General features: G+C 53.1%; 35 protein-coding genes. 26 read left to right on the top strand and 9 right to left on the bottom strand.

The annotated features are described in order from the left end of the window. Positions 1 to 177 precede the first annotated feature (177 nt). The 10 genes from METLA_RS0100435 to METLA_RS0100395 all read left to right on the top strand — a co-directional run bounded on the left by METLA_RS0100435 (position 178) and on the right by METLA_RS0100395 (position 7,059). Positions 178 to 435: a hypothetical protein gene (locus tag METLA_RS0100435; protein WP_024296669.1), complete on the top strand. Its 258-nt coding sequence runs from the start codon at positions 178 to 180 to the stop codon at positions 433 to 435. A 317-nt stretch (positions 436 to 752) separates the two neighbouring features. Beyond that, a complete protein-coding gene (locus METLA_RS20390; protein WP_036281304.1) occupies positions 753 to 1,064 on the top strand; it encodes an integration host factor subunit beta in 312 nt (103 codons plus the stop codon). Positions 1,065 to 1,415: 351 nt separating this feature from the next. Continuing rightward, positions 1,416 to 1,745, top strand: coding sequence for a c-type cytochrome (locus METLA_RS0100425; protein ID WP_024296668.1), 330 nt, complete (start codon positions 1,416 to 1,418; stop codon positions 1,743 to 1,745). A 584-nt stretch (positions 1,746 to 2,329) separates the two neighbouring features. Further along, positions 2,330 to 2,503 carry a hypothetical protein gene (locus tag METLA_RS23015; RefSeq protein WP_198408430.1) on the top strand — a complete coding sequence of 58 codons (174 nt, stop codon included), beginning with the start codon at positions 2,330 to 2,332 and terminating at the stop codon, positions 2,501 to 2,503. Between the two features lie 326 nt (positions 2,504 to 2,829). Then, complete coding sequence (locus tag METLA_RS0100415; protein ID WP_024296667.1) at positions 2,830 to 3,129, top strand: hypothetical protein; 300 nt, start codon at positions 2,830 to 2,832, stop codon at positions 3,127 to 3,129. Between the two features lie 274 nt (positions 3,130 to 3,403). Continuing rightward, entirely contained in the window at positions 3,404 to 3,682 is a 279-nt protein-coding gene (locus METLA_RS0100410) for a hypothetical protein (protein ID WP_024296666.1), read from the top strand. A gap of 45 nt (positions 3,683 to 3,727) precedes the next feature. Then, positions 3,728 to 4,015 carry an IS66 family insertion sequence element accessory protein TnpA gene (gene tnpA, locus METLA_RS21645; RefSeq protein ID WP_024297133.1) on the top strand — a complete coding sequence of 96 codons (288 nt, stop codon included), beginning with the start codon at positions 3,728 to 3,730 and terminating at the stop codon, positions 4,013 to 4,015. Continuing rightward, on the top strand, positions 4,003 to 4,353 hold the full coding sequence (tnpB, locus tag METLA_RS0100405; protein ID WP_024296659.1) for an IS66 family insertion sequence element accessory protein TnpB: 351 nt from the start codon (positions 4,003 to 4,005) through the stop codon (positions 4,351 to 4,353). The genes tnpA (METLA_RS21645) and tnpB (METLA_RS0100405) overlap by 13 nt, the downstream gene beginning before the upstream one ends. A gap of 64 nt (positions 4,354 to 4,417) precedes the next feature. Then, complete coding sequence (gene tnpC, locus METLA_RS0100400; protein ID WP_024296665.1) at positions 4,418 to 6,010, top strand: IS66 family transposase; 1,593 nt, start codon at positions 4,418 to 4,420, stop codon at positions 6,008 to 6,010. Positions 6,011 to 6,057: 47 nt separating this feature from the next. After that, complete coding sequence (locus METLA_RS0100395) at positions 6,058 to 7,059, top strand: MFS transporter (protein WP_084480027.1); 1,002 nt, start codon at positions 6,058 to 6,060, stop codon at positions 7,057 to 7,059. Here METLA_RS0100395 and METLA_RS0100390 read toward each other — a convergent pair. After that, complete coding sequence (locus METLA_RS0100390) at positions 7,056 to 7,502, bottom strand: tellurite resistance TerB family protein (RefSeq protein WP_024296664.1); 447 nt, start codon at positions 7,500 to 7,502, stop codon at positions 7,056 to 7,058. The two genes, METLA_RS0100395 and METLA_RS0100390, sit on opposite strands and share 4 nt — an antisense overlap. A gap of 223 nt (positions 7,503 to 7,725) precedes the next feature. Here METLA_RS0100390 and METLA_RS0100385 point away from each other — a divergent pair, with 223 nt between their 5' ends. Continuing rightward, positions 7,726 to 8,079, top strand: a complete 354-nt coding sequence (locus METLA_RS0100385; protein ID WP_024296663.1) for a hypothetical protein — start codon at positions 7,726 to 7,728, stop codon at positions 8,077 to 8,079. Positions 8,080 to 8,420: 341 nt separating this feature from the next. Here the strand turns inward: METLA_RS0100385 and METLA_RS0100380 are convergent, their stop codons facing one another. The 8 genes from METLA_RS0100380 to METLA_RS21205 form a co-directional block, all read right to left on the bottom strand. Then, positions 8,421 to 8,711, bottom strand: a complete 291-nt coding sequence (locus METLA_RS0100380) for a transposase (RefSeq protein WP_024296662.1) — start codon at positions 8,709 to 8,711, stop codon at positions 8,421 to 8,423. Positions 8,712 to 8,730: 19 nt separating this feature from the next. Further along, positions 8,731 to 9,501: a DUF4234 domain-containing protein gene (locus METLA_RS20385; protein WP_024296661.1), complete on the bottom strand. Its 771-nt coding sequence runs from the start codon at positions 9,499 to 9,501 to the stop codon at positions 8,731 to 8,733. Between the two features lie 914 nt (positions 9,502 to 10,415). After that, positions 10,416 to 12,008 (bottom strand): IS66 family transposase, encoded by a 1,593-nt coding sequence (tnpC, locus tag METLA_RS0100370; protein WP_024296660.1) that lies wholly within the window; start codon positions 12,006 to 12,008, stop codon positions 10,416 to 10,418. Between the two features lie 64 nt (positions 12,009 to 12,072). Continuing rightward, positions 12,073 to 12,423 (bottom strand): IS66 family insertion sequence element accessory protein TnpB, encoded by a 351-nt coding sequence (tnpB, locus tag METLA_RS0100365; RefSeq protein ID WP_024296659.1) that lies wholly within the window; start codon positions 12,421 to 12,423, stop codon positions 12,073 to 12,075. Then, positions 12,411 to 12,698 carry an IS66 family insertion sequence element accessory protein TnpA gene (gene tnpA, locus METLA_RS21640; RefSeq protein ID WP_024297133.1) on the bottom strand — a complete coding sequence of 96 codons (288 nt, stop codon included), beginning with the start codon at positions 12,696 to 12,698 and terminating at the stop codon, positions 12,411 to 12,413. Before tnpA (METLA_RS21640) ends, tnpB (METLA_RS0100365) begins: the two co-directional genes overlap by 13 nt. Before the next feature lie 45 nt (positions 12,699 to 12,743). Continuing rightward, positions 12,744 to 13,013 carry a phage integrase gene (locus METLA_RS23870; protein ID WP_425411732.1) on the bottom strand — a complete coding sequence of 90 codons (270 nt, stop codon included), beginning with the start codon at positions 13,011 to 13,013 and terminating at the stop codon, positions 12,744 to 12,746. 198 nt (positions 13,014 to 13,211) lie between these two features. After that, entirely contained in the window at positions 13,212 to 13,487 is a 276-nt protein-coding gene (locus tag METLA_RS0100360; RefSeq protein ID WP_206740941.1) for a hypothetical protein, read from the bottom strand. 54 nt (positions 13,488 to 13,541) lie between these two features. Next, complete coding sequence (locus tag METLA_RS21205) at positions 13,542 to 14,102, bottom strand: helix-turn-helix domain-containing protein (RefSeq protein ID WP_024296657.1); 561 nt, start codon at positions 14,100 to 14,102, stop codon at positions 13,542 to 13,544. 196 nt (positions 14,103 to 14,298) lie between these two features. Here METLA_RS21205 and METLA_RS21635 point away from each other — a divergent pair, with 196 nt between their 5' ends. The 15 genes from METLA_RS21635 (at position 14,299) to METLA_RS0100265 (ending at position 23,427) form a co-directional block, all read left to right on the top strand. Then, positions 14,299 to 14,655: a helix-turn-helix domain-containing protein gene (locus METLA_RS21635; RefSeq protein ID WP_084480026.1), complete on the top strand. Its 357-nt coding sequence runs from the start codon at positions 14,299 to 14,301 to the stop codon at positions 14,653 to 14,655. Continuing rightward, a complete protein-coding gene (locus METLA_RS0100340; protein ID WP_024296655.1) occupies positions 14,627 to 15,079 on the top strand; it encodes a hypothetical protein in 453 nt (150 codons plus the stop codon). The genes METLA_RS21635 and METLA_RS0100340 overlap by 29 nt, the downstream gene beginning before the upstream one ends. A 1,046-nt stretch (positions 15,080 to 16,125) precedes the next feature. Further along, positions 16,126 to 17,355 carry a hypothetical protein gene (locus METLA_RS22835; RefSeq protein WP_024296653.1) on the top strand — a complete coding sequence of 410 codons (1,230 nt, stop codon included), beginning with the start codon at positions 16,126 to 16,128 and terminating at the stop codon, positions 17,353 to 17,355. Then, positions 17,300 to 17,593, top strand: a complete 294-nt coding sequence (locus METLA_RS0100325) for a hypothetical protein (protein WP_152539336.1) — start codon at positions 17,300 to 17,302, stop codon at positions 17,591 to 17,593. Before METLA_RS22835 ends, METLA_RS0100325 begins: the two co-directional genes overlap by 56 nt. Continuing rightward, positions 17,583 to 17,939 carry a DUF2513 domain-containing protein gene (locus METLA_RS0100320; RefSeq protein ID WP_024296651.1) on the top strand — a complete coding sequence of 119 codons (357 nt, stop codon included), beginning with the start codon at positions 17,583 to 17,585 and terminating at the stop codon, positions 17,937 to 17,939. Before METLA_RS0100325 ends, METLA_RS0100320 begins: the two co-directional genes overlap by 11 nt. 274 nt (positions 17,940 to 18,213) lie before the next feature. Beyond that, positions 18,214 to 18,819 (top strand): phage scaffolding protein, encoded by a 606-nt coding sequence (locus tag METLA_RS23010; RefSeq protein ID WP_198408429.1) that lies wholly within the window; start codon positions 18,214 to 18,216, stop codon positions 18,817 to 18,819. A 15-nt stretch (positions 18,820 to 18,834) separates the two neighbouring features. Beyond that, complete coding sequence (locus tag METLA_RS0100310) at positions 18,835 to 19,788, top strand: major capsid protein (RefSeq protein WP_024296649.1); 954 nt, start codon at positions 18,835 to 18,837, stop codon at positions 19,786 to 19,788. An 11-nt stretch (positions 19,789 to 19,799) separates the two neighbouring features. After that, the gene (locus METLA_RS22830) at positions 19,800 to 20,006 is read left to right on the top strand and encodes a hypothetical protein (RefSeq protein ID WP_024296648.1); all 207 of its coding nucleotides are present in this window, start codon (positions 19,800 to 19,802) and stop codon (positions 20,004 to 20,006) included. After that, positions 20,003 to 20,488, top strand: a complete 486-nt coding sequence (locus METLA_RS0100300; RefSeq protein ID WP_024296647.1) for an HK97 gp10 family phage protein — start codon at positions 20,003 to 20,005, stop codon at positions 20,486 to 20,488. The genes METLA_RS22830 and METLA_RS0100300 overlap by 4 nt, the downstream gene beginning before the upstream one ends. Then, positions 20,481 to 20,828 carry a hypothetical protein gene (locus tag METLA_RS0100295; RefSeq protein WP_024296646.1) on the top strand — a complete coding sequence of 116 codons (348 nt, stop codon included), beginning with the start codon at positions 20,481 to 20,483 and terminating at the stop codon, positions 20,826 to 20,828. Before METLA_RS0100300 ends, METLA_RS0100295 begins: the two co-directional genes overlap by 8 nt. After that, a complete protein-coding gene (locus METLA_RS0100290; protein WP_024296645.1) occupies positions 20,828 to 21,253 on the top strand; it encodes a hypothetical protein in 426 nt (141 codons plus the stop codon). Before METLA_RS0100295 ends, METLA_RS0100290 begins: the two co-directional genes overlap by 1 nt. Before the next feature lie 2 nt (positions 21,254 to 21,255). Then, on the top strand, positions 21,256 to 21,411 hold the full coding sequence (locus METLA_RS22825; protein WP_161635366.1) for a hypothetical protein: 156 nt from the start codon (positions 21,256 to 21,258) through the stop codon (positions 21,409 to 21,411). Continuing rightward, on the top strand, positions 21,411 to 22,589 hold the full coding sequence (locus tag METLA_RS21190; RefSeq protein WP_024296644.1) for a phage tail tube protein: 1,179 nt from the start codon (positions 21,411 to 21,413) through the stop codon (positions 22,587 to 22,589). Before METLA_RS22825 ends, METLA_RS21190 begins: the two co-directional genes overlap by 1 nt. 137 nt (positions 22,590 to 22,726) lie before the next feature. After that, positions 22,727 to 23,092, top strand: a complete 366-nt coding sequence (locus tag METLA_RS0100270; protein WP_024296643.1) for a phage tail assembly chaperone — start codon at positions 22,727 to 22,729, stop codon at positions 23,090 to 23,092. Between the two features lie 50 nt (positions 23,093 to 23,142). After that, positions 23,143 to 23,427, top strand: a complete 285-nt coding sequence (locus METLA_RS0100265) for a DUF1799 domain-containing protein (RefSeq protein WP_024296642.1) — start codon at positions 23,143 to 23,145, stop codon at positions 23,425 to 23,427. Positions 23,428 to 23,430 lie beyond the last annotated feature (3 nt).

Here is a 23,430-nt window from a genome sequence, read left to right as displayed (position 1 = left end):
ATTAGAAAGTTATTCTTAAAAAATACAAGTAATTTCAAATAAATAGCCAACAAAAATCCAGATGGCATGATTAATGTATGTCTTATATGTCGGGAAATCATTTTCGACATCAGCCGCAAAATCGATAACAGATCTTGAGGTCGGTAACCTTTATCTTGCAATATTCAGGAGTCATCTATGTTAAAGATCATAGGCGCATTACTCGTAGCATCCGTGATGTCTTTTTCTGCATTTGCGGCTACGGAACAAGCCGCTGTAAAACACGAAGAAGCGGCCAAAGCCCATGAGGATGTCGTAAAACACCATCAAGCAGCCGCCAAACAGCACAAGGCCGGTAAACATGCGGAAGCGAAAACACATGCTGAGAATGCCAGCAAAGCCTCAGAAACTGCAAACATGAAAACGGAGGAAGCTGCTGAGCATTCTACCAAATAAATGATACCCCCCAGCTTCACGACATGGTCGCGGGGGGTATTTTTTTTAAATACTGGCACGCTGTTTAACTTTGGTTGCTCATGCCTGTCCATCGAACAGGCTGCTAACCACTGGTCGAGGCCAATTCGAGATTGGAAACCCGAGCTAAACCTGTTTATGAATTTTTGTCAGGATCGATTAGCAGATATATTCTAACGTTCATGAAGGCTCAGCATCGCCCCGGCAGATGAAAATCCCCCATGGGAGCGACTTTCACAGTAACAGAGCTGTTTACTATACCCTCGATTAAATACAGTCAACAATAATCAAAGATAGCCATGACCAAATTGGAACTCATTGCCATGATTGATAGCAAACAGTCGCATTTAAATCAAAAGGATGTTGAGCTTGCAGTAAACAACATTATTGATGTCATGATCTCCACTTTAGCCAATGGTGAAAGAATTGAGATTCGTGGCTTTGGGAGTTTTTCGACAATTCAACGTGACGCTCGCATTGGTCGAAATCCCAAAACAGGTGATGTGGTCAGCGTTCCACAAAGGCAGTCTCCGCATTTTAAATCGGGACTCGATTTACGAAGAAAAGTGAATGCTTCACGTCTTGTTTACCCAAAAATTAGAGACACCTAAATTTGTTATCAACACGTGGATAACTGCTATGTGTCAATACTTTTACTGGGATATCACTATGATTGACCAATGATTAGCCAGGCCATTGCGGGTGGGGAGCAATGGAACGGAAAACAGAGTTAGCGGTCCATCTAATGCGCTTTTACGATGGCATCAGAGAGTAGCGGAATTTTTCTCAGCCAACTGGCAAAAACCGGCGCGCAAGTGACATTCACTACTACGGACATCAATCATCCTGTTTACGCAAGCCTTCGTCATAAAAAATATTTATCATAGCGCTGCTTTTAGCAGCAAAGTTGATGGGTTGTTTGTTTATCTCATCGTGTTCAAGTCATTTTTTGGAGAACAATCATGTTACGTTCATCATTCTTATTCGTTTCAAGTGTGCTTATCTTTGGTTTTATTGGCAATGTTCAGGCTGCCGATGCATCAGCCGGCGTGGAAGTGTTTGCCAACAATTGTACGTCATGCCATTCCGGCGGAAACAATTTAATAGTTCAAGCCAAATCGCTAAGCATAAAGGATTTAAAAGACAACAAAATGGATTCTGAAGCTGCAATTATTACACTGGTTACCAACGGCAAACCCCCTATGCCGGCATTTGGCACAACCCTGTCAACGGAGCAAATTAAAAATGTTGCCGCTTATGTGATGCAGCAGGCGAATGCAGGTTGGAAATAATCACACGTCAATAAACCGTGTGGCCGAACAGGTTTGGAGGCCGATGGAGGGAGAAGCGGCAGTAACCCGATTAGGTCGGGATTTTACTAAAAACGAAGTTAAGCACCTTTAACCCTAAAATGGCTAAGGGGAGCGATAAGGCTATCAAGGCGGCGACACCTGCGATGGCTTGATAGATTTCTTTTCTCACGGCTTTTGGGGACATAAAGATGTGAATTCACGGGATTGGAATTGACCTTTTACCGCCCGAAGTTAAATTCAGCCTTAAAAACACCTCAACCAAGGAGCATCGGCGGAAAAGGTGTCAGGATTTGGGGACCAGTCCGAGAAAACAGCGCAAAGCGAAATCCGCCTGCGCGGCCATGAACCATCGTGGTCATACCCACACCAGACCAGATGATCAGCCTGAAAAGAGTCATATTCCTTTGGGTTGTTTAAATAAACCGTTGGTTCTGTTGATTTCAACCGCTGATCATGAATGAAATAGCCAAAAACCCCGCCGATTGCACAATTAAGTATTGGCGCAATACTTGCTTATTTCCGTATTGTTTAACCTAGTTTATTTTACTGAATAAGGGTTTCGTATGTTACGAATTGTTGAAAAATGGATGGATGCCGAGCTGGTATATGAAAAAAACGGCTATTTTTTACGCGTGTTATTGGGAGATCAGATAAAATCTGTTATTAAACTTATGGCTGAAAACGATGATGACGCCAGAAAAAAAGCTCGGCGTGCGATTTATCTTTTTCTAGCTTAAGAACAAAAGTCCGGGGAACAGGTCTACAGAAATGGCATTTCACTTATAGACATCCTCGCTTGTACGCAATATAGGCCGATTACTTGACGCACTGTTAATCAACTTTATGTAGAAGAACAGAAAATATTTCCACATGAAGATCGGCTACGATGATGACAGCCATCGACTAAGCAATAGAGATTTCAGCTAAAAATGGTCTATGCCATTGAAAACCAGGTACCAGTCAATTTGTGACTATGTTTCCAGATCGAATGCGTAATTAAATTTAACGGCGGTTTACACAGATTTTTCTCATTCTCAATAGGTTTTCAACTGAAGGTTTTAAAATGGTTAAGTCAGCCCTCCTTCTTTTATTGTTCAGCTCTTTACCCATTGTCTCTTTTGCAGAATATGACGACAACCAAAGAACTATACCTTTACAAACATTTAAGGATAGGTTTACTACGGGAGAGCTTATCGGCATATCTACCGCTTACGCAGAAGATGCCTATATTCGTACCGCAGTATCGAAATTAGCGAGTATGGATATTGTGGATTTGGATAGTGACGTTATCAAAAAAGAGATCGAATATTTAACATCAAAATCAATCCTTTCAGAAAATAGAGCGCGAGATATTTTAAAATAAAGATGCCATTTCTGTATCACGTTATTTTGTAATTTCTTTTTGAACGACTGTAAGTACAGAGGATATCTCTTTTGGGTTCAGTTAGGATTCCGTCAAAAATAACTTCCGTAAATGCTGTCACCGGTTCGTGCTGAGTTCGTCGAAGCATGAACGGGTGACAGCATGAGCCGGGAATTTTCCGTCCATCCTTCGACAAGCTCAGGACGAACGGAAAATTTTATCGGGAAGTTGTTTATGACCATATCCTTACCCTGTTAAGGCCGGTAAGCGGCTTTTGATCATTCAGGTTGTCATGCATTCGTTTGCTAATCCGAATTTCGCTTTTCTAAAACTGTTAACATTTCGAGCTTTTATTGTATTTGCCTATCAAATCATGGCGATCGTCGTGGGTTGGCACATCTTTGAGCTGACCCATGACACACTTGCGCTAGGTTTGGTTGGACTGGCGGAGGTCATTCCGTACTTCTGCTGTGCATTGTTTGCTGGTTATGCGGTGGATCACTATTCCCGTCGCCTGTTCGGTAAGCGTTCAACCGTACCGCCTATAAAATAATTTTCGTCTGTTGCATCCTGTCCTTTTTTTGTCAGGAGTTTTGGCATGGCTATCACAGCGAAATGGCGTCAGCATATTGAAGCGTGGCAACGTAGCGGGCTATCACAAGCCGCGTATTGCGCCGAGCGGCAACTCAATGTCCGTACCTTCACGGCGCGTTTGAGCGACTATCGCAAATTGCCCCAGCCAGAGTCGGCAGCCTTAATACCGGTGCATGTTCAGCCGTCTGCGCCTGCCGCGATTGTCTTCACGCATGCCCAAGGTCACCGCCTGGAGTTGTCCGCTACCGTATCAGCGCGCTGGGTGGCTGAGTTGTTGCGATGCCTGGCTTGATTGCGAGTCCGGCACAGATCTGGCTGGCGGTGGCGCCGGTCGATATGCGGCGCGGCCTGGATGGCTTAACCGCAATCGTCCAGCAAAGCCTGGGGCACCCGCCTGGCTGCGGATCGGCCTTTATCTTCCGCAACCGTGCCGGCAACCGCTTGCGCCTGTTGCTGTGGGACGGCAATGGGGTTTGGCTGTGCCAGCGGCGGTTGCATCGAGGCAGTTTTGTTTGGCCCAAAGCCTCTGACCCGGTCTTTGCGCTCAGTCAGGCCCAGTGGCAGTGGCTTGTGGCTGGTGTCGATTGGCAACGGCTATCGGCACAACCGTCAACAGAATGGCGGGTGTAAGGTACGGTATTGAAACCTAGTAAAATCAAGGCGTTCAGTGGGTTTATGCAGTATAATAACGGCCATGAATCCCCTCGCCAAACTCGATCAGTTGAACCTGGAGCCTTCGGCAAAAACCGAAGTAGCCGCATTGATTCAAGCGCTGATCGAGCAGGCTGAGCGGGATGCCAAAGCCATTCAGAGCAAAGACGTCAAAATCGCCGCGCTGACCCACGAGTTGGCGTATTACAAGCGCATCCGTTTCAGCACCAAGAGCGAAGCCTTGGCCCCGCTGCAGCGGGATGTGTTCGAGGAAACCTGGAACACGGATATTTCGGCCATCGACGCGGAAGTCGAGCAACTGCAAGATGCCAGTCCTTGTACCACGGTGGTCCGCCCCAAACGCCTGCGCGCCGGCCGGCAACCGTTACCGTCTCACTTGCCGCGCATCGAACACCGCCACGAACCCGAATCCTGCACCTGCGGGCACTGCGGCCGGGAGTTGGTCAAGATCGGCGAAGATGTGACCGAGCAACTGGATGTCGAGCCGGCGAAGTTCTTCGTCCATCGCCATATCCGCCCGCAATATGCCTGCCGGAGCTGCGAGACCGTGACGGCGGCGTCGATTCCGCCGGCGGTGATCGATGGCGGTCTGGCGGCGGTCGGCTTGTTGAGCTGGGTGATGATCAGCAAATTCCAGGACCATCTGCCGCTCTACCGCTTGGAGCAGATCGCCGCCCGCGACGGCGTGATCTTGTCCCGTTCCACCCTGGCCGACTGGGTCGGACGTCTCGGCGTCGCCTTGGAACCTTTGGCGGATCGCCTGGCCTGGCATCTTCAACAACGGTCGAGTCTTCATGCCGATGAAACGCCGGTGCCGCAACTGGATCCCGGCAACGGCAAAACCAAGAAAGCCTACCTGTGGGCCTACCGCAGCAATGACCTACAACCGGGGCCCAAGATCATCGTCTTCGACTATCAAGCCGGTCGCAGCGGCCGGCATGCCGGGCAGTTTCTAGGCGATTGGCAAGGCCACCTCGTGGTCGACGACTACGCCGGCTATAAAGCCTTGTTTGCGGCCGCCCGCGCCCATCCCGAAACTCGACTTCGGCTTGAGCCATGTATCGAACTGGCGTGTTGGGCGCATGCGCGGCGGAAATTCTTCGACCTGTTCCAGGCCAGCCAGAGCCCGATTGCGCAAGAAGCCTTACAGCGCATCGCGGTGCTGTATGCGATTGAAGCCGAAGGCCAAAGCCTGAGTTCAGCGGAACGCCAACGCCTGCGTGCCGAGAAAAGCCGGCCGGCACTGGCCGGCCTGCACGACTGGCTGCAACGCACCCGAACCCACGTCGCGCCCAATACCGCGACCGCTAAAGCCATCGACTACAGCTTGAAACGCTGGATCGCTCTCACACGCTATGCTGAAACCGGCGATCTGCCAATCGACAACAACCCGATTGAAAACAGCATCCGACCTATCGCTTTGGGTAAAAAGAACTGGCTCTTTGCCGGCTCGGAACGCGCCGGAAAACGCGCGGCTGTGATTCAAACCTTGCTCGGCACGGCCAAGCTCAACGGCCTCGATCCTTTGGCCTGGCTAAAAGACACCCTCGAAAAACTGCCTACCTGGCCTAACAGCCGTATCGACGAACTACTGCCTTTCGGCAAATCACATTAAATCACGCCCCCATCAACCTCGCTATGTGGTAGGGTTGGACGCTTACCCTGTTCGGGGTGCTTGCTTGCCTTCTACTATGTTTCAACGGGTTGGCACTGGTTGCAGTGGCAGAAGGTAGAATTGTTGGAAATCCGGCCTTATGGATCTATGGCACTATCGCACTCACGGGGATAGCTCGCGCCTTTATCGGCCCCTCGTATAGCGCGATGTTTGCTCTGGTTTTGCCGCGCGAGCAATATGCTCGCGCGGCGGGAATCGGCAGTTCGGTATTCCAATTTGGGCTTGTCGTTGGTCCGGCTTTCGGAGGTGTCATGGTCGGATGGGCGGGTAAGACGGCCGCCTATGGCGTTGCAGCCGGCCTGTGCATTATGGCAGCTGTGGCATTGCTGTCTCTTCGAATCAAGGAACCCTTATCAGCAGAAAGCCCCCCCATTTTTACCAGCATCGCCGAAGGGTTACGATTTGTATTCAGCAACCAGATCATCCTTGGCGCACAATCTTTAGATATGTTCGCTGTTCTGTTTGGCGGCGCAGTGGCCATGCTGCCGGCTTTCATTCATGACGTTTTTCATTATGGCCCTGAGGGTCTTGGCATTCTTCGGGCCGCTCCGGCCATCGGCGCCGTGATAACGGGATTATTGCTCATACGCTACCCTATTAATTTGCATGCAGGACGATGGCTTCTGGCTGCTGTAGCCGGATTCGGTGTCTGCATCATCGGCTTTGCTTTATCCGTGAACTTTTGGTTTGGCGCAGTGTTCTTGGGCCTCTCTGGCGTTTGCGATGGGGTATCGGTGGTGATGCGCACGACCATCATGCAATTGGCGACGCCTGATGCGATGCGCGGACGGGTTTCCGCGATTAACGGCATCTTTATTGGATCGTCGAACGAACTTGGGGCTTTTGAATCGGGTATTGCGTCACGCCTGATGGGATTAGTGCCATCAGTTATTTTCGGTGGCTTGGTGACATTGGTTGTTGTGGGGGCAACGGCAAAGCTGGCACCCCAATTACGCCGACTAGAACTCCACCAACTGACTTTCCGCTAGGCGCTTATGCGGTTCTTAGCCATGATAAAATCAAGATGGGGTACATAAAGCAGATCAGCTAATTTTCGGATTAGATATTCTTCTTGTGGATCTAATTTGCAATCGACCAAGGCAATTCTCCACAACGATTCGATTAACTGGATCTTTTGCTCCAAAGTGCATTGTTTGTTGATCAGCGAGGTAAATTGAAAATAATCCGTCGCTTGCTTGCTTTTCTGTTCGGCTGTTGCAATTAAAGCGGCGGCTTGTTCCTGGTTTAAAGAGAAGCTCTTTTGAACCAGAGATAAAATCAACTCTCGCTCTTTAGCTTCACCTTTATCATCCATCTCTATCATTTCCAAGTACAAAGCGACGCTCGCGAGTCGCAGTTGTTCCGCCGCAGATAATTCGGGCCCCAATAAGGCAAGGTGTTGCTCTAAAAATTGTTTAATCTGATTAAGCATTTGAAAGGAGTTCTAAGTTATCTATCGTCTTGCTGAATTTTTGTCTTAAACATCATATTCTCATTTTTTGCGGATATTATTTTTTATCTCCGGCAAGAGATTATAGCAAGTCCGCATGGTATTTTACGCTCTCAATCAAATTCCAGTTTTTCCGGTGAAGAGAGCCCAATTTTGATTTTATACATTTTTAACTAATTTGATTTAATGTTTTGAGGTTAACTTTATGACAAATAAATACAATATCATGCTGATAACGAAAGCTCTTATAATCGGTGCAGTGATAGCCGTTCTCAGCTATCTGTTTCATCCCGATGTGGGGCAGTTAAGCGTTATGATCAATGGTCAACCGGTCGCAGAACCACTGGTCCGCATTGCCGCCATCCCGACATTTTTGGCGATTATAGGACTTGCCGCCATCCTGACGATAATGCTGTTTTTAGGTATCGGGGCGTTCATGTTTCTAGGCGCCCTATTTATGGCATTAATTGTTTGTATAATATTGGCTCCTTATTTCTGGCCGGTTCTGGTGATGATTTTTCTGTTAATCGCGGTGATGTCCATTAGTCATGACAAGTGACTATGCGTTGTCAGCCCTATGACAGCTTAAGTCATCCCGTTATGCACAAGTTGCTCGTTCTTTGTGCATCAAGCACTTGGAACGACGCTCAATAGCGCTTGCCTATGTTGTCATGGACTAAAAATCAATGCGTTGTAGCCAACGAGCCATCTGACGCACCGAGATGTGTATAACAATATGTACTTTAGGGAGCCTCGAAATACTGGCAAAATTGCCCAAAAGGGGGATTCCAGTTCAATGCCACCACAGAAATCCGATCTGGGGCCGCATGCTTGCCCTGTCATAGGCTGTTTCTTATCCTGAAATCGCCATTGATGACGATTTCAGGCGCACTTTGCCTGTCAAAAGGCAAAAATACAACAGGTCTTTAAACTGCAAAGACGGCGCAAATTATAGGTAGCCGCCTTGAAATTCAATTGCAGAGTGGCCCGATCCAGTCCGATACAACGCAAGCCTTTACCGCCCATCTGTTCCAGGCTGGCAAACACATGCTCAACCCTGGCCCGTGTTTTGGCGATTCGAGTATTGCGCCTCTTTTGGCAGGCTGACAGCGGTTTGCCTTTGGCGGCTTTACGTTGGATATGAACCCGCAAAACCGTGGCCTTGAGTCGTGTTTCGCGCTCTTTGTCCACATAGCCACCTCTCACCGAGCTATTCCCATGTTAAACCGCTGACATCAAATTGAAAGGTTTGGGAAGGCTCATCAAAAAAATCGGCTGTGATAGTAAGAACATTGGCCTCTTCCGTAAACTGGATAAAGATGTCCGCATTGCTCAGATAAAGCCCCGGCGTCTTGTCGTTTGCCGGTGGCCATGACTCGAAATATTGTGTCAGACCGTTGTCAAATCGCGCGCTAATGCCGCAGGCTCGGGAATTGCAATCGAACTGCCCCTCTAGAAGGCCCAAATAGGCATCATGTGAATTGTCGGGGTATTGGCGCAAAATCAGGACTGCGCGCTGTTTGCCCTTGTAAGGCGGGCCAAATTCGATTTCATTCAGAGAATAGGTTGTGGCAATTGCACTTGTGCCTAGCCCCATACGGTCTTTTTCCTTTGCATATGTCCAGTGCGTTTCCTGCTTCGTCTGTTGCACTGCCGGTTGATCGGTAACTTTTGCGGCTTCGGCTTGCGCTCCAGTCAACAGAGTTAAATAAACTTGATAGACGCCGACAGCAACCGAAGAAAAGAGTAGAAAAAAGATAATGATGTAGCCGATGTTGCTTTCGGCAGGCAATCCATAATCACGGGCAATTCGATTGCGTCGTTGGGTATTGCGAACGCTGACCGCCAGCCAGATAACGAGCCATAAGCCGACAGTGACGATGCTCAAACCCAAATGAAGGAGATGATGCGTTCTATGCTGTTCCATCTCGGCATAGGCAAACATCAATTGTGCTTCGCTGGGCTGCTTATGAACTGACATAGTGCGTTGTATGCTGGTGGCCCTATTTGGGACTCCAAATTGCATCAAACAAAATCCCCGCCCTTTCTTCGGATGGATGGGTGCTAGTTTAGAAAAAATAAAGCGAATATCGCTGGTGTTCTTTTAGTGATGATATGCTCAATATGGAGCGATTCTATAAGTACCCACGCATATCTATCCAACAAGAAAAAGCAAACAAAATATTGTTTTTATTAGAAAATTTTACAATGCGCCCTGAAAAAATACCGGTTTTATTTTGCATGGGTACTTAGCGTATCATACCGCACTGCCTAAAGCATCGCCATAATTAAAACCAGAAACATACATGTTAAGGTAATATCTTGTAATTGCATCATTTCTCACCTGCAAGAATAAAGTAACTGAAAATTTTTTAAGATGACTATTAGCAGGCCTAAAATTGCAGCTATAGCATTCATAATTGAAAGCATGATTCATGCCAACCTTTTACATCCTCGGATTTTGTTACTTCCATCTGCGGCTTTGTTACATCAATTAGTAAGTGATTGATTTGCACAGATTATTTTTACCGTCAAAACATGTTGTTATCCAATTAACTCAATAGGTTAGTCTTTGTTTATGCAACAAAGCCGGCGCAGTTGATACCGTATTTGGTTTCATTGTTGACCTCAGGTTTAGAGATTTCTCTCTTAGCCGAGTGCCCGCTAGATCGGGGCAAGACCATATTCGTACACTGAGTTTTTGAGACATCTCAGCTTTATGTCTGGTTGATTAGCACCAAAATAACCGATTGGAACTGGTTGATTCCCCCCTAGTCTCCGGGTTTTAGGACTGCCCGGAAAATCAGACTGAGGCAGAGCAGAGAAGTGAACTTAGTTTTAGATGTGTCGTAAGCGTCCAACCCTACCACATAGCGAGGTTGATGGGGGCGTGATTTAATGTGATTTGCCGAATGGCAGTAGTTCGTCGATACGGCTGTTAGGCCAGGTAGGCAGTTTTTCGAGGGTGTCTTTTAGCCAGGCCGAAGGATCGAGGCCGTTGAGCTTGGCCGTGCCGAGCAAGGTTTGAATCACAGCCGCGCGTTTTCCGGCGCGTTCCGAGCCGGCAAAGAGCCAGTTCTTTTTACCCAAAGCGATAGGTCGGATGCTGTTTTCAATCGGGTTGTTGTCGATTGGCAGATCGCCGGTTTCAGCATAGCGTGTGAGAGCGATCCAGCGTTTCAAGCTGTAGTCGATGGCTTTAGCGGTCGCGGTATTGGGCGCGACGTGGGTTCGGGTGCGTTGCAGCCAGTCGTGCAGGCCGGCCAGTGCCGGCCGGCTTTTCTCGGCACGCAGGCGTTGGCGTTCCGCTGAACTCAGGCTTTGGCCTTCGGCTTCAATCGCATACAGCACCGCGATGCGCTGTAAGGCTTCTTGCGCAATCGGGCTCTGGCTGGCCTGGAACAGGTCGAAGAATTTCCGCCGCGCATGCGCCCAACACGCCAGTTCGATACATGGCTCAAGCCGAAGTCGAGTTTCGGGATGGGCGCGGGCGGCCGCAAACAAGGCTTTATAGCCGGCGTAGTCGTCGACCACGAGATGGCCTTGCCAATCGCCTAGAAACTGCCCGGCATGCCGGCCGCTGCGACCGGCTTGATAGTCGAAGACGATGATCTTGGGCCCCGGTTGTAGGTCATTGCTGCGGTAGGCCCACAGGTAGGCTTTCTTGGTTTTGCCGTTGCCGGGATCCAGTTGCGGCACCGGCGTTTCATCGGCATGAAGACTCGGCCGTTGTTGAAGATGCCAGGCCAGGCGATCCGCCAAAGGTTCCAAGGCGACGCCGAGACGTCCGACCCAGTCGGCCAGGGTGGAACGGGACAAGATCACGCCGTCGCGGGCGGCGATCTGCTCCAAGCGGTAGAGCGGCAGATGGTCCTGGAATTTGCTGATCATCACCCAGCTCAACAAGCCGACCGCCGCCAGACCGCCATCGATCACCGCCGGCGGAATCGACGCCGCCGTCACGGTCTCGCAGCTCCGGCAGGCATATTGCGGGCGGATATGGCGATGGACGAAGAACTTCGCCGGCTCGACATCCAGTTGCTCGGTCACATCTTCGCCGATCTTGACCAACTCCCGGCCGCAGTGCCCGCAGGTGCAGGATTCGGGTTCGTGGCGGTGTTCGATGCGCGGCAAGTGAGACGGTAACGGTTGCCGGCCGGCGCGCAGGCGTTTGGGGCGGACCACCGTGGTACAAGGACTGGCATCTTGCAGTTGCTCGACTTCCGCGTCGATGGCCGAAATATCCGTGTTCCAGGTTTCCTCGAACACATCCCGCTGCAGCGGGGCCAAGGCTTCGCTCTTGGTGCTGAAACGGATGCGCTTGTAATACGCCAACTCGTGGGTCAGCGCGGCGATTTTGACGTCTTTGCTCTGAATGGCTTTGGCATCCCGCTCAGCCTGCTCGATCAGCGCTTGAATCAATGCGGCTACTTCGGTTTTTGCCGAAGGCTCCAGGTTCAACTGATCGAGTTTGGCGAGGGGATTCATGGCCGTTATTATACTGCATAAACCCACTGAACGCCTTGATTTTACTAGGTTTCAATACCGTACCTTACACCCGCCATTCTGTTGACGGTTGTGCCGATAGCCGTTGCCAATCGACACCAGCCACAAGCCACTGCCACTGGGCCTGACTGAGCGCAAAGACCGGGTCAGAGGCTTTGGGCCAAACAAAACTGCCTCGATGCAACCGCCGCTGGCACAGCCAAACCCCATTGCCGTCCCACAGCAACAGGCGCAAGCGGTTGCCGGCACGGTTGCGGAAGATAAAGGCCGATCCGCAGCCAGGCGGGTGCCCCAGGCTTTGCTGGACGATTGCGGTTAAGCCATCCAGGCCGCGCCGCATATCGACCGGCGCCACCGCCAGCCAGATCTGTGCCGGACTCGCAATCAAGCCAGGCATCGCAACAACTCAGCCACCCAGCGCGCTGATACGGTAGCGGACAACTCCAGGCGGTGACCTTGGGCATGCGTGAAGACAATCGCGGCAGGCGCAGACGGCTGAACATGCACCGGTATTAAGGCTGCCGACTCTGGCTGGGGCAATTTGCGATAGTCGCTCAAACGCGCCGTGAAGGTACGGACATTGAGTTGCCGCTCGGCGCAATACGCGGCTTGTGATAGCCCGCTACGTTGCCACGCTTCAATATGCTGACGCCATTTCGCTGTGATAGCCATGCCAAAACTCCTGACAAAAAAAGGACAGGATGCAACAGACGAAAATTATTTTATAGGCGGTACGGTTGAACGCTTACGAGGAATCCCCCAATCTTTCAGGGCTACATCAAAGATTTGTGACAGGTAGCTAAGTTCATGAAGGACGGTAGTCCCTGATTTACCGTCTTTCAATCGAACATTTCGATAGGTGACGATGTGCTTGCTCTGGATCGAAGCCACAATGAGATGGCCTAGAGCTTTCTTGAGGGACTGAAGACGATAAGTCTCTTGTTTTATCCCTTTCTTGGAAGTGTGGGGAGGTGATTGATTTGGCACAGGGAAAATTTTCGCATTTTTTCCTGGAGGGCGCGTGTAGTGCGGGGTTGCGGGGTTTTTAGGGAATTTTTCGTTTTGCGAATTTTGCGCTGGGAGTTATTGGATTTTGCGCATTTTTTGGCACTGGTCGGTTATTGATTGATCGGGAGTTAAACGGGAGTGATTCGCGGAGCTTTGGGGTGTTAAATTCAGGCCGCGTTAACGGTGCTGCATGATCCATTTGTAAATTTCCTCGATGTCGGCGTCTGACAGCATGGTCAGGGAGTTGACGCCGTAGGTTTGTTGCAGGTATTTGATTTTTTCTTCTTCGATGCCTAGGCCGAAGCAGCGTTCGCGGATCGCGGCGATGTGGGAGCCGCGCCAGGCGGTTGATCTTGCAGTTGCCGGCTTTTCTATCTTTATATAGGTGTTCGCCAGGGTATGGGCGTCGCCAGTTATCTCTATCGTCAGCTTTTTGTGCTTTTTTTCTGACACAAAGTGGTTGATTATCTTGTTCATTTCTTTCGTTTTTCGTTTTTCCTTTTTTCTTCATTTCCCAATCAGGTCAAAAAATCTTTTGGTTGTGTCATCTTTATTGAGGTGGGCATCCAGATTGTGTTCGTAAAGCAATTGTATTAAAAGCGCTTTTTTTTTCGGCGCCAGCTCCAGGTCGCGCTCCATGAGGTTCGTTTCTACCGCGACAATCACTTCATACAGCACATCGGGATTCATCGGCAGGTCGGCTGTCGTGGCTGGTTTTTTCTTTGTGCTTTTCGTCACCTCCGCGCTGATGGAGGCTTCTTTGGCTGGGCTTCCTCCGCTTGAATAGGTCCGGGTGACTTCAGCGGTAATGCCTGATTCATTGTCATCAGATGTTGATTGTCGCAACATTTCGCCTTCCCCTGTCAATACCCAATGCACGTTTACCCCGGCTAATGCCATATCTCTTAGAGCGCCGGCTCCTGGTTCGCTGGGTCCTTTCTCGTAACTCTTCCATGATGGGAGGGGAATATGAAATTTCATGGCTATTGCTGGCTGAGTCAACCCTAGGTGATCTCTTAAAAGCCGAAGCCTATCGCTAATTTTCATTTCGTAATTATTTATAGTCATTGCGAAATTTCCTTAAAAACAATTGCGAAACGTTTCGCAATTCCAAGCGTTTGATTTTTCATAAAAAACATAATTTCATAAGTGAAACAAAATTTCATCCTTTGCGAAATGAAATTTTATTTGTTTGCCTCGTTGACAGGTATAAAATTTCATCTTATTATGTTCATGTCTTAACAATAACCATAGCGAACAAACAATGAACAGAGAGCACGAAAAAAAGGCCAGTCTTAACGCGGATGCGCCCGCCCAAGACTGGCATCCCGCCGACGTGACGGCGGCCCTCCATAAATCCGGATGGTCGATGCACAAACTCGCCCGTCATCACGGCCTCACCACCTCGGGGACCTTTTCCAAAGCGTTGAGGTCCAGCTATCCCATTGCAGAAAGACGCATTGCCGATGCTCTTGGCATACACCCTAAAGAGATATGGCCAAGCCGGTATTACGAAAATGGCGAGCCGAAGCCACGCGGTTATCGGGCCTTCTACTATAGCCCTTCGGGCGATAGTGTCAATGGCAAAGAAAATGCCGGAAATCGTCATGAAGGCGCGTGATCCGTTGACTGTCGACCTGTTTGACGTGCCTGTCGAGCGTGTCGCAAAACCCGGCGCGTTAGATATAGGGATGCAATTTCGTCATCTGCTCAGCGAGCAGGTGAAGGCGTCGCCCTTGTCGCGGCACCAAATTGCGGCCCGCATGAGCGAACTGGTCGGTCATGAAATTACCAAGCACCAGTTAGATAGCTGGACGGCTGAAAGTCGCGAAGGCTGGCGATTTCCATTGGAGTATCTGCCGGCGCTGGAAGTGGCGCTGGACACGCACGAGCTTTTAGCCTGGCTGGCCGATCTGCGCGGCGCGCGGCTATCGGTCGGACGGGAGGCGTTAGAAGCCAAGCTAGGCAAGATCGAGTCCATGAAGGATGAACTGCGCAAACAGGAAATGGTGCTGAAGAAGCTGCTGGGAGGCATGCATGAGTGACATTAATCGCCCCGCCACATTAAAAGAAATTGCCGAGACAATAGGGAAAAGCAAGCGATCGATTGAAATTGCAGCCAACAAAGGCCCGCGTCCGTGGAAATACACGGAAATAAAGACGCAAGGAAAGCACAAAAAGCGTCTTTACGCGCTGGTTGATTTGCCGGAAGACATTCGTTTAGCGCTGGTGAGAGTGCGCATTGATGAGAGTCCAATTGAGGAGTGTGAGCATGATCATAAAGGGCCGCATGTACATAGTCGGTCGCCTGTTTATCACGCAGAAGGATGTCGATCTGTATTACAGCCTATGGGAGATAGACATCAAGCACCTGCATCTGATTCTTTATGCGGGAACAGTGCCAGTTCCGAATTTCATCGTCAATCCAGTGCCGGAACCGGAATGGCTCAGGGAATGGGAAGCGGAAGATCGTCAAAAGATAGTTCAGAGCATCAATCGGCTGCGCAAAGCAGGCTTGATCAAAATTCGAAAAAGCCGTCTGTGGCTGAAGATGGAGGCGATTTATCTGCTGGCGCTTTGGCTGGAGTATTCGCCGGCACAGGAAGCGAAACGGTGCTTGAAACAGAAGGGAATCACGCCCTTAAAGCATCGGATTCAGTGGGGTCAAATGGAAAATCTGTGGTGGCGCGGGGAGAAACTCAAGTCGCTTCCGCAAAAGTGGCTGGATCACTCACTACTTTGCCTTCCCTAAACAAGGATCAGATACAGACCAATCAAGCGATCAGAAATATCGTGAAGTATGTAGAAAACAGCGGATTGAGTGTTAGCAAGGCGCTGGATCGGCTCAATGCGGATTATCAGGCAGGGCTGGTGAACAAAACCTTGAAATGGTCGTTTGAAAACGCTTGGGAAAAACGTCGCGATGAATGCAGGTTAACCCTCAGCACCTATAACAAGTGGCAGAAAAATTACAAAGATCGTGGGCATTACGCACCTTTTAAACGAGAACAGGATTTTACCATTCTGCCTTGGCACGCCGCCGTCGTGGCTTTATTGAAGCGCCCGCAAGGCAGTCCGCTGACATGGGTGCATGCGGGACCGCGAAACCCGCGACGGCTTGACCCAGGTACTGCGCGATGCGATCCGCCAGGGCAAAAGCGCCAATCAGACCATTTACGACATGCAGCGCCAAATCGAGCGCGCGGCCGGCGGCGAGAAATTCAAGATCGTCGAAAAATACCGCGAAGACTGGGTGACTGAATTGTGGCAGTCGGCGCAGACCCTCATTCATGATCCGAAAGCCAAGACGCAATGGGCGGCGACGGTCGCCGACATCAAAAAGCACATCGATCAGCTTGAAGTGGCCGGCACCCGCCGCGCTGCTGAACGCTTGTTCGATAAAATGCGCGAGGCGGTAAAGCAAGGCAACGCCGACATGGCCGCCAAGGCGGTGCATTGGTGGATCTACGACAAGCAGCTCTATCATTTAAAGCGCATCGCCCGCACCGAAATGGCGACCGCCGGCCACCGGGCCGTGATCGACGACACGCAGAACAACGACGGGATCATCGGCTACCAATGGCGATTATCCGCCAGCCATCCGCGCCCGGACATTTGCGATTATTACGCTAACATTGAGATGGGCTTGGGCAAGGGCGTGTTCACGAAAGAATCCGTGCCGCGCCACAAGGCCCATCCGCACTGCATGTGCTTGTTGATCCCGCGCGCGACCCCGATCCCGCGCAAAGGCTCGCAAAATTACGCGGAATTTATCCGAGGTGTTGCGCCGGAGCGGCGGGAGCAGTTGTTGCCGAAATGGGCGCAGGAAGCCATGTCGTCCGGGGTGCCGATGGAGCGGCTGATGCGGGCGGACGGCATGGGGTTGTTGACCAAGGCTGCCGCGATCGATTTATTGAACCGAAATACCATCGAAAATATCGTTGAAAAATTGGCGGAAAGAGCGAACAATAACCCGGCGCTCGTCGATTTGTGGACCAATACATCGAGCCACAGCAAACACATTGCGAAGCGGATCGAAAAAGGCCACGTGCTCAATGAGCAGGATTATTTCGACAAAATAAAGGGCGCCTTGGCAGCGTCCACCCGGCTGCATTTGGTCAACGGCAAGCATCCATCAATGGAATTGATCGCCGGCGATTGGTCGGTGATCTTGAATCATGACGGCTTGATCAAAACAGCCTATCAGCACGAGGCGAACGCGGAGACGTTTAAATCGATACAAACCCGATTGGGACATACTGTGTATGAATACGACATCGAGCCAGGCATTGGCGGACAGTTTAAAAAGTTATTCGATTGATGTGCAATACTGGGAGCCCGGCGCCGGCGATTCGCATATCTTTTTGGGACACCGCGAATTTTTGCGGGCGCACATCGACAGCTTGACGGTGGCTCAGCGCGCGCTGTTGGCGGAGGCGGATCGCCGCGTCTTGGAGTTCGCCGCCGCGCGTTACGAGGACGAGCAGGACGACGATGTGCTTATTCTGCGGCTGTGCGCCAATGTGATCGAAAAGTCGAAGGCGCAACATGCAGCGTAACTGGGACGTCATCCGAAAAATTTTAATCGCCGTCGAAGCGCTGCCGACCGAAGACAGCACCTTCAATTCGGCCGAGCTGGCCGGCACGGATGCCGAAACCGTCGCTTACCACATGCGCCTGATGCTGGAAGCGCAATTGATCGTCGGCGGTTGCCGCGACGCCTTGGGTCCGCCGTTTTGCCACGCCAACCGCTTGACGTGGGAAGGGCATGAGTTTTTGGATAAGATCAAAAACGATTCGATCTGGCGGCAGGTCAAGGCGACCGCGCAAACGCGGGGCGTGGATTTGTCGTTTTCGGTGATCAAGGACCTGGCGAAGGCGGTGATCGCCAGCGTGCTGTTATAGGTCGGTTCGCTCAATTTTCCGTTGAGCTATTCTTAGGCGATTTGAGTCGCGTTTTTAAAAATTCGCGCCTACGCCACGTCTAAAAAATTTAACGCCCGGTTAACGGGTGTCGTAGTTCGTATTTATGCCGCTCCTCGTCGCCATTCCAAGCGAAAGTGTCGCGAAAATAAAAGCTCCTTGATTCTGCCCCCGGAATCGGAGCCGCCGTGTTTTAAAAATCCCCCTCCCTTATCCTGTGCCGGACTTTTCGATTAACCGGCAACAGGAGCCTTCGATGGCCGATCCAAACGCAGATCCAACTTCAAACCCTCCGGCGAATACCAATCCCGCGCCGGCAAACAACCCTCCGGCCGTCGATGTGCAGGCCGCCATCAAAAAAGCCCTGGCCGATCAGCAGGCCGAGTTTTCCAGGCAGCTGAAGGAAGCCACCGGCCACGACGACATCAAGTCGCTGACCGAGGCGACCCTGAAGGCGCAAGGCAAGCTGCAAGAGCTGGCCGACGCCAAAACCAAGGAAGCGCAAACCTACAAGCAGCGCTTCGAACAATCCCAAATCAACGCCGCGCTGCTGTCGGCCTCGACCGATGCGGTCGATCCGGGCGTGGTCCGCGATCTGTTGGCGGCGCGCGCGTCCTGCGACGAAGACGGCAATGTCGCCATCGACGGCAAGCCGGCGATCGAGGCGGTCAAGAAGCTGCTTGAAGACAAGCCGTTTCTGGCCAAGGCCCAGGGCGGCACCGGCTCGGGCGCGCCGCAACAGACCGGCGGCGCCGCCAAGAACCCGTGGTCGAAAGAGCATTTCAACCTGACCGAACAGATCCGCATCGAGCGCGAAAATTCCGCGCTGGCGGCCAAGCTCAAAGCCGAAGCCGGCAAATAACCTTAAGGAGATTTTATGTCCGCCACAAAAATTGCCGATATTCTCAAGCCGTCAATCTGGAACGCCTACGGCGTCCAGCGCACCGCGGAACTGTCCGCGCTGTTTCAGTCCGGCATCGTCGCCGCCGTGCCAGGGATTAGCCTGCCCAAAGGCGGCGGCACGATCAATCTGCCGTTTTTCAACGATTTGACCGGGGATGCGGAAAACCTGAGCGATGCATCGCCGCTGACCGTCGGTAATATCGGCGCCGCGCAGGACATTGCGGCGGTGATCGGCCGGGGCCGCGCCTTCGGCGTCAACGATTTAGCCGGCGTGTTTTCCGGCGCTGATCCGGCCGCCGCGATCATGGATCTGTTGGCCGGCTATTGGGCGCGGCAGTTGCAGGCCGAGCTGATCAAGGTGTTGACCGGCGCCTTCGCCGCCACCTCGATGTCCGGCAACGTCAGCGATATTTCCGCCGGCGCGTCCGAAGCTGTGCGCGCGATCAACCAGGGCACGTTTATCGACGCGACCCAGTTATTGGGCGACGCCAAGGACAGCGTGACCGCGATCGCGATGCATTCGGCGGTCGAGGCGTATCTGGCCAAGCAGCAAATGATCGTCTACGAGACCACGGCCGACAAGGGCGAACGCATCGCCACCTATCTCGGCAAGCGCGTGATCGTCGATGACGGCATGCCGGTTACGACCGGCACCTATACGACCTATATCTTCGGCCCCGGCGCGATCGGCTTTGCCGAGGACACGATCGGCGAGGAAGACCTGGAAACCGATCGCGACATTCTGGCCGGCGATACGGTCATGACGATGCGTCGCCGCTTCCTGCTGCATCCGCGCGGCATCAAATGGGGCGGCACGCCGGCCGGCGCGTTTCCGTCGCGCACGGAACTGGCGACCGGCACCAACTGGACGCGGGTCTACGAGAACAAGCAGATCCGTATCGTGCAGTTCAAGCACAAGATCGCGTAAGGAGCGGCCACATGGGATTAACGGCATTCAATCGGGCACGCAGACTGCGGGAGCAGGAAGCGGCGCAGGCCGGCGAGAACAACCCCCTGCCGACAGACACGGAGGATACGCCAGAACCCGAGACGGGCGAGCCTGCCGCCGGAGATCCGGCGGCAGGAGCGGCGGCAGTCAGGCCGGCCAAGGGCAAAAAGCCGGCACAGGGCGGAGCCGAGGCGTGATTCGCGTCGAAATCGATCTGGGCCGCATCCCGTCCGTGCTGCAAGCACTGGCCGATCCGGCGCTGGTGGACAAGGCGGTGAATGCGGCGGCTGAATCGTTTAATGATGACATCCACGACTGGATCAATTCGGGCCGGGCGTTTACGCCCAGGTCGCGGGGCGGCGGGCTGGAGCAGAATATCAACTGGCGGCCCGCCGGTTCCGGCGTTGCCGAGGTTTACGCAAAAAAGGATTACGCCGAATATGTCGAGAAGGGAACAGGCATTCATGTCGGGCACAGGTCGTGGATTATCGGCCCCAAGCCTGGGCGCAAAGGCGTTGCTTACGATGTGCCTGGAGGGTATGTTGTGCGTCGGCCAGTCGAGCATCCGGGGTCGCGGCCTTATCCTTATATGTTCGCCGATCTGGACAACCGCAAGGAGCGCATGAGCGCGCGGGTATTGTCGGTGCTGGCGGCGCACGCCGGAGGCGAGCATGGCTAAATACGTGAACGCGGTCGACCTGAGCGACCCATCGCTGACGATCACCGAGGCGCATGCCGACATGGCCGACGTGGATGTTGACGCGGCCCTGCGCGAGCGCGGCATCGATCCTGCCGCCTTGACCCTGCCGATCGCGCTGTTGACGCAAATCGCCGGCAATTTCGCCAAGCGACACGCGGCGATCGAGGGCGCGATCGGCGACGATTCGCCATTGATCGCCAAGGCGCGGGAATTCAACGGCAATGCCGTGCGCCTGCTCGGCGGCATCAATCGCGCGGCGCTCGGGCTGGCCGTGCCGGCCGGCGCGGGTTACGGCAATGTGGTTTTGGGGCGCAGCTAATGAGCATCGAAGCGGTCAAGGCGCTGAAAACCAAGCTGAAAGCCAATGCCGCGTTGACCGGCTTTTTTGTCGGGCGCTACGGCAAGGATGCCAAGCACATTGTCGGCTACAAACGCAGCGGCAACGCCAACGATTATCCGTTTATCGCCTATGTCGAGCCGCAGGCGGATCTGGGCGATCCGAGCGGCGAGCGCGTCATCGTATCGGTGGTGATCGGCATCAACGATGCCGGCGTTACCGATGAGATTTATGACGGTGTCGCCAGCGCGGATGCGGCGGCGCGCCTGATCATGGCCGCGATCGACGTCGGCACGATCGACAGCAAAACCGTTTGGCTGGGGCAGGCGCGCGTGGTCACCGACCTGGGCGCGCGGCACCCGTATTACGAAACCGAAATCATTTTGCCGCTTTTATATCGAGGCTAATCATGCAAGATCCATACACAGGACAGGCCGGCACGTTCGTCGTCGATCCCGACAAGGGCGAACGCGTGCCGATCGAACAATGGCAGGCCGAACAGGCCGCGAAAGCGCAGGCGGCCAAGCCGAAAGCGAAAACCGAAACCCAAGCGGAGACTAACTAATGGCACTGGCACAACGTAAACGCGTCATCCTGGTCAAGCTCGAAGCCACCTATGGCACCGACTCTACGCCCGCCGCGGGCGATGCGATCCTGTGTCGCAACCTGGACATCAACCCGCTCGAAGGCAGCCAGGTCGAGCGCGATTTCATTCGCCCGTATTTCGGCGCCTCCGGAGCGATCCGGGTCGAGAATTACGTGACGATGAATTTCGAGACCGAGCTGGCGGGCTCCGGCGCGGCGGCGACGCCGCCGGAATGGGGGGCGCTGCTGAAGGCCTGCAATTTCAGCGAGACGATCACGGCGGCCGCGATCACCGGCACCGCGCAGGCGGGCGGCACCACGACCACGATCAAGTTGGCCGCCGCCGCCTCGGCGATCGATGACTTCTATACCGGCATGACCGTCTCGATCACCAGCGGCGCCGGCAGCGGCCAGGCTGGCGAGATCATCGGCTACAACGGCACGACCAAGGTCGCGACGATCGCGAAGGCCTGGGCATTGGCGTCGGATGCGACCAGCCAATATTCCATCGGCGCCAACGTGATGTACACGCCGAACAGCAATTTCGGCACCAGCATCGCAAGCACGTCGGCGACGATTTATTTCAACGTCGACGGCGTTCGGCATGTTTTGCTCGGCGCGCGCGGCAGTTTTTCCTCGGATCTGTCGGCCAAGCAATTGCCGGTGCTCAAGTGGTCGTTTACCGGCTTGCTCGGCACGGTCTCCGATGCCGCGCTGCCGTCCGTCGACTTTACCGGCTGGCAAGTGCCGGTTGCCGTGTCGACCGCCAACACGACCGACCTGAATCTGCTTGGATTTAATGGCGCGGTGCTGCAAACGCTGAATTTCGACATGGCCAATCAGGTCGTCTATCGCCAATTGGTTGGCGGCGAATCGGTGCTGATCACCGACCGCAAGCCGACCGGCAACATTTCGATAGAGGCGACGACTGTCGCCACGAAGGATTGGTGGGCGCTGGCGAAGAATGCGACGACCGGACCGTTCTGCGTCAAACACGGCCAGGCTGCCGGCAATATCGTTGCTGTCGTCGCGCCGAAGGTGCAGCTGATGCAGCCGAAATACTCGGACAGCGACGGCGTGGCGATGTTCGACGCGCAACTGGCGTTCATTCCATCGGGCGCGTCCGGCAACGACGAAATCCGCATCTGCTGCAAATAAGTTGCAATATCGCCCCTAAATCGCCATCATAAGGCGGTAAATACCCCCCACTCAAAACCCGCGGAACACAGCCCCGCGGGTTTTTTTTTGCCCCGCGTTTTACCATGCGCCCAACATCAACGCAATCTTGAGGCAGCATGTTCAAGCTAGACAACTCCGACACCTACGAATGGCCGGTTAAATTCGGCACCATCGACGCCAAGGGCCGCAAGCAAGCCCACACCATCACGCTGATTTTCAAGCGCGTCGAGCGCGAGGAATTCATCGACATCATTCGCCCCGATGGCGAGCCCGAACTGCGCACCGGCGCCGAGGTGATCGAGTCCGATTTGGATTATCTGTTGCGGTTCGTGCTCGGTTGGCGCGATGTCGAGATCGGCGGCGATAGCGTGTTCAACCGCGACAACCTGCGCGCGCTGCTGAATGGTGTGCCGTCGATTCACCGCTTGATTACCGAGGCGTTCGTCGAATCGGTCAACGGCGGCCAGCAAAGAAAAAACTGATTGCCGCCGCCGAGTATTGGGCGCGCGGCGGCAAGGATGACGGCGGGCAATTGATCGAGGATGCGGCGCTGCTCGGGATCGAGCTGCCGGCGATCGGAGAGGACGATCCGGATTTTGCGGTCGATCCGGCCAACTGGGACGCGGTTTTGGTATTTCTCCGTTGCGCGTCCCAGTGGCGCCACGGCCCGATGGGCGGCGTGCTCGGCATGGACTATCAGGGTGTTAAATCGGTCATCGATTTAACGCAGCCGAGGCGGCAACATAATGCAATATTCGCGGCGGTGCAGGTCATGGAACAGGCGGCGCTGCCGATTCTAAACAGCAAATCGAAATAGCAT

Source organism: Methylomicrobium lacus LW14 (assembly GCF_000527095.1).
Classification (GTDB): domain Bacteria; phylum Pseudomonadota; class Gammaproteobacteria; order Methylococcales; family Methylomonadaceae; genus Methylomicrobium; species Methylomicrobium lacus.
The sequence above is the reverse complement of the archived record's forward strand: the minus strand, read 5'-3'. Positions and strand labels throughout refer to the sequence as shown.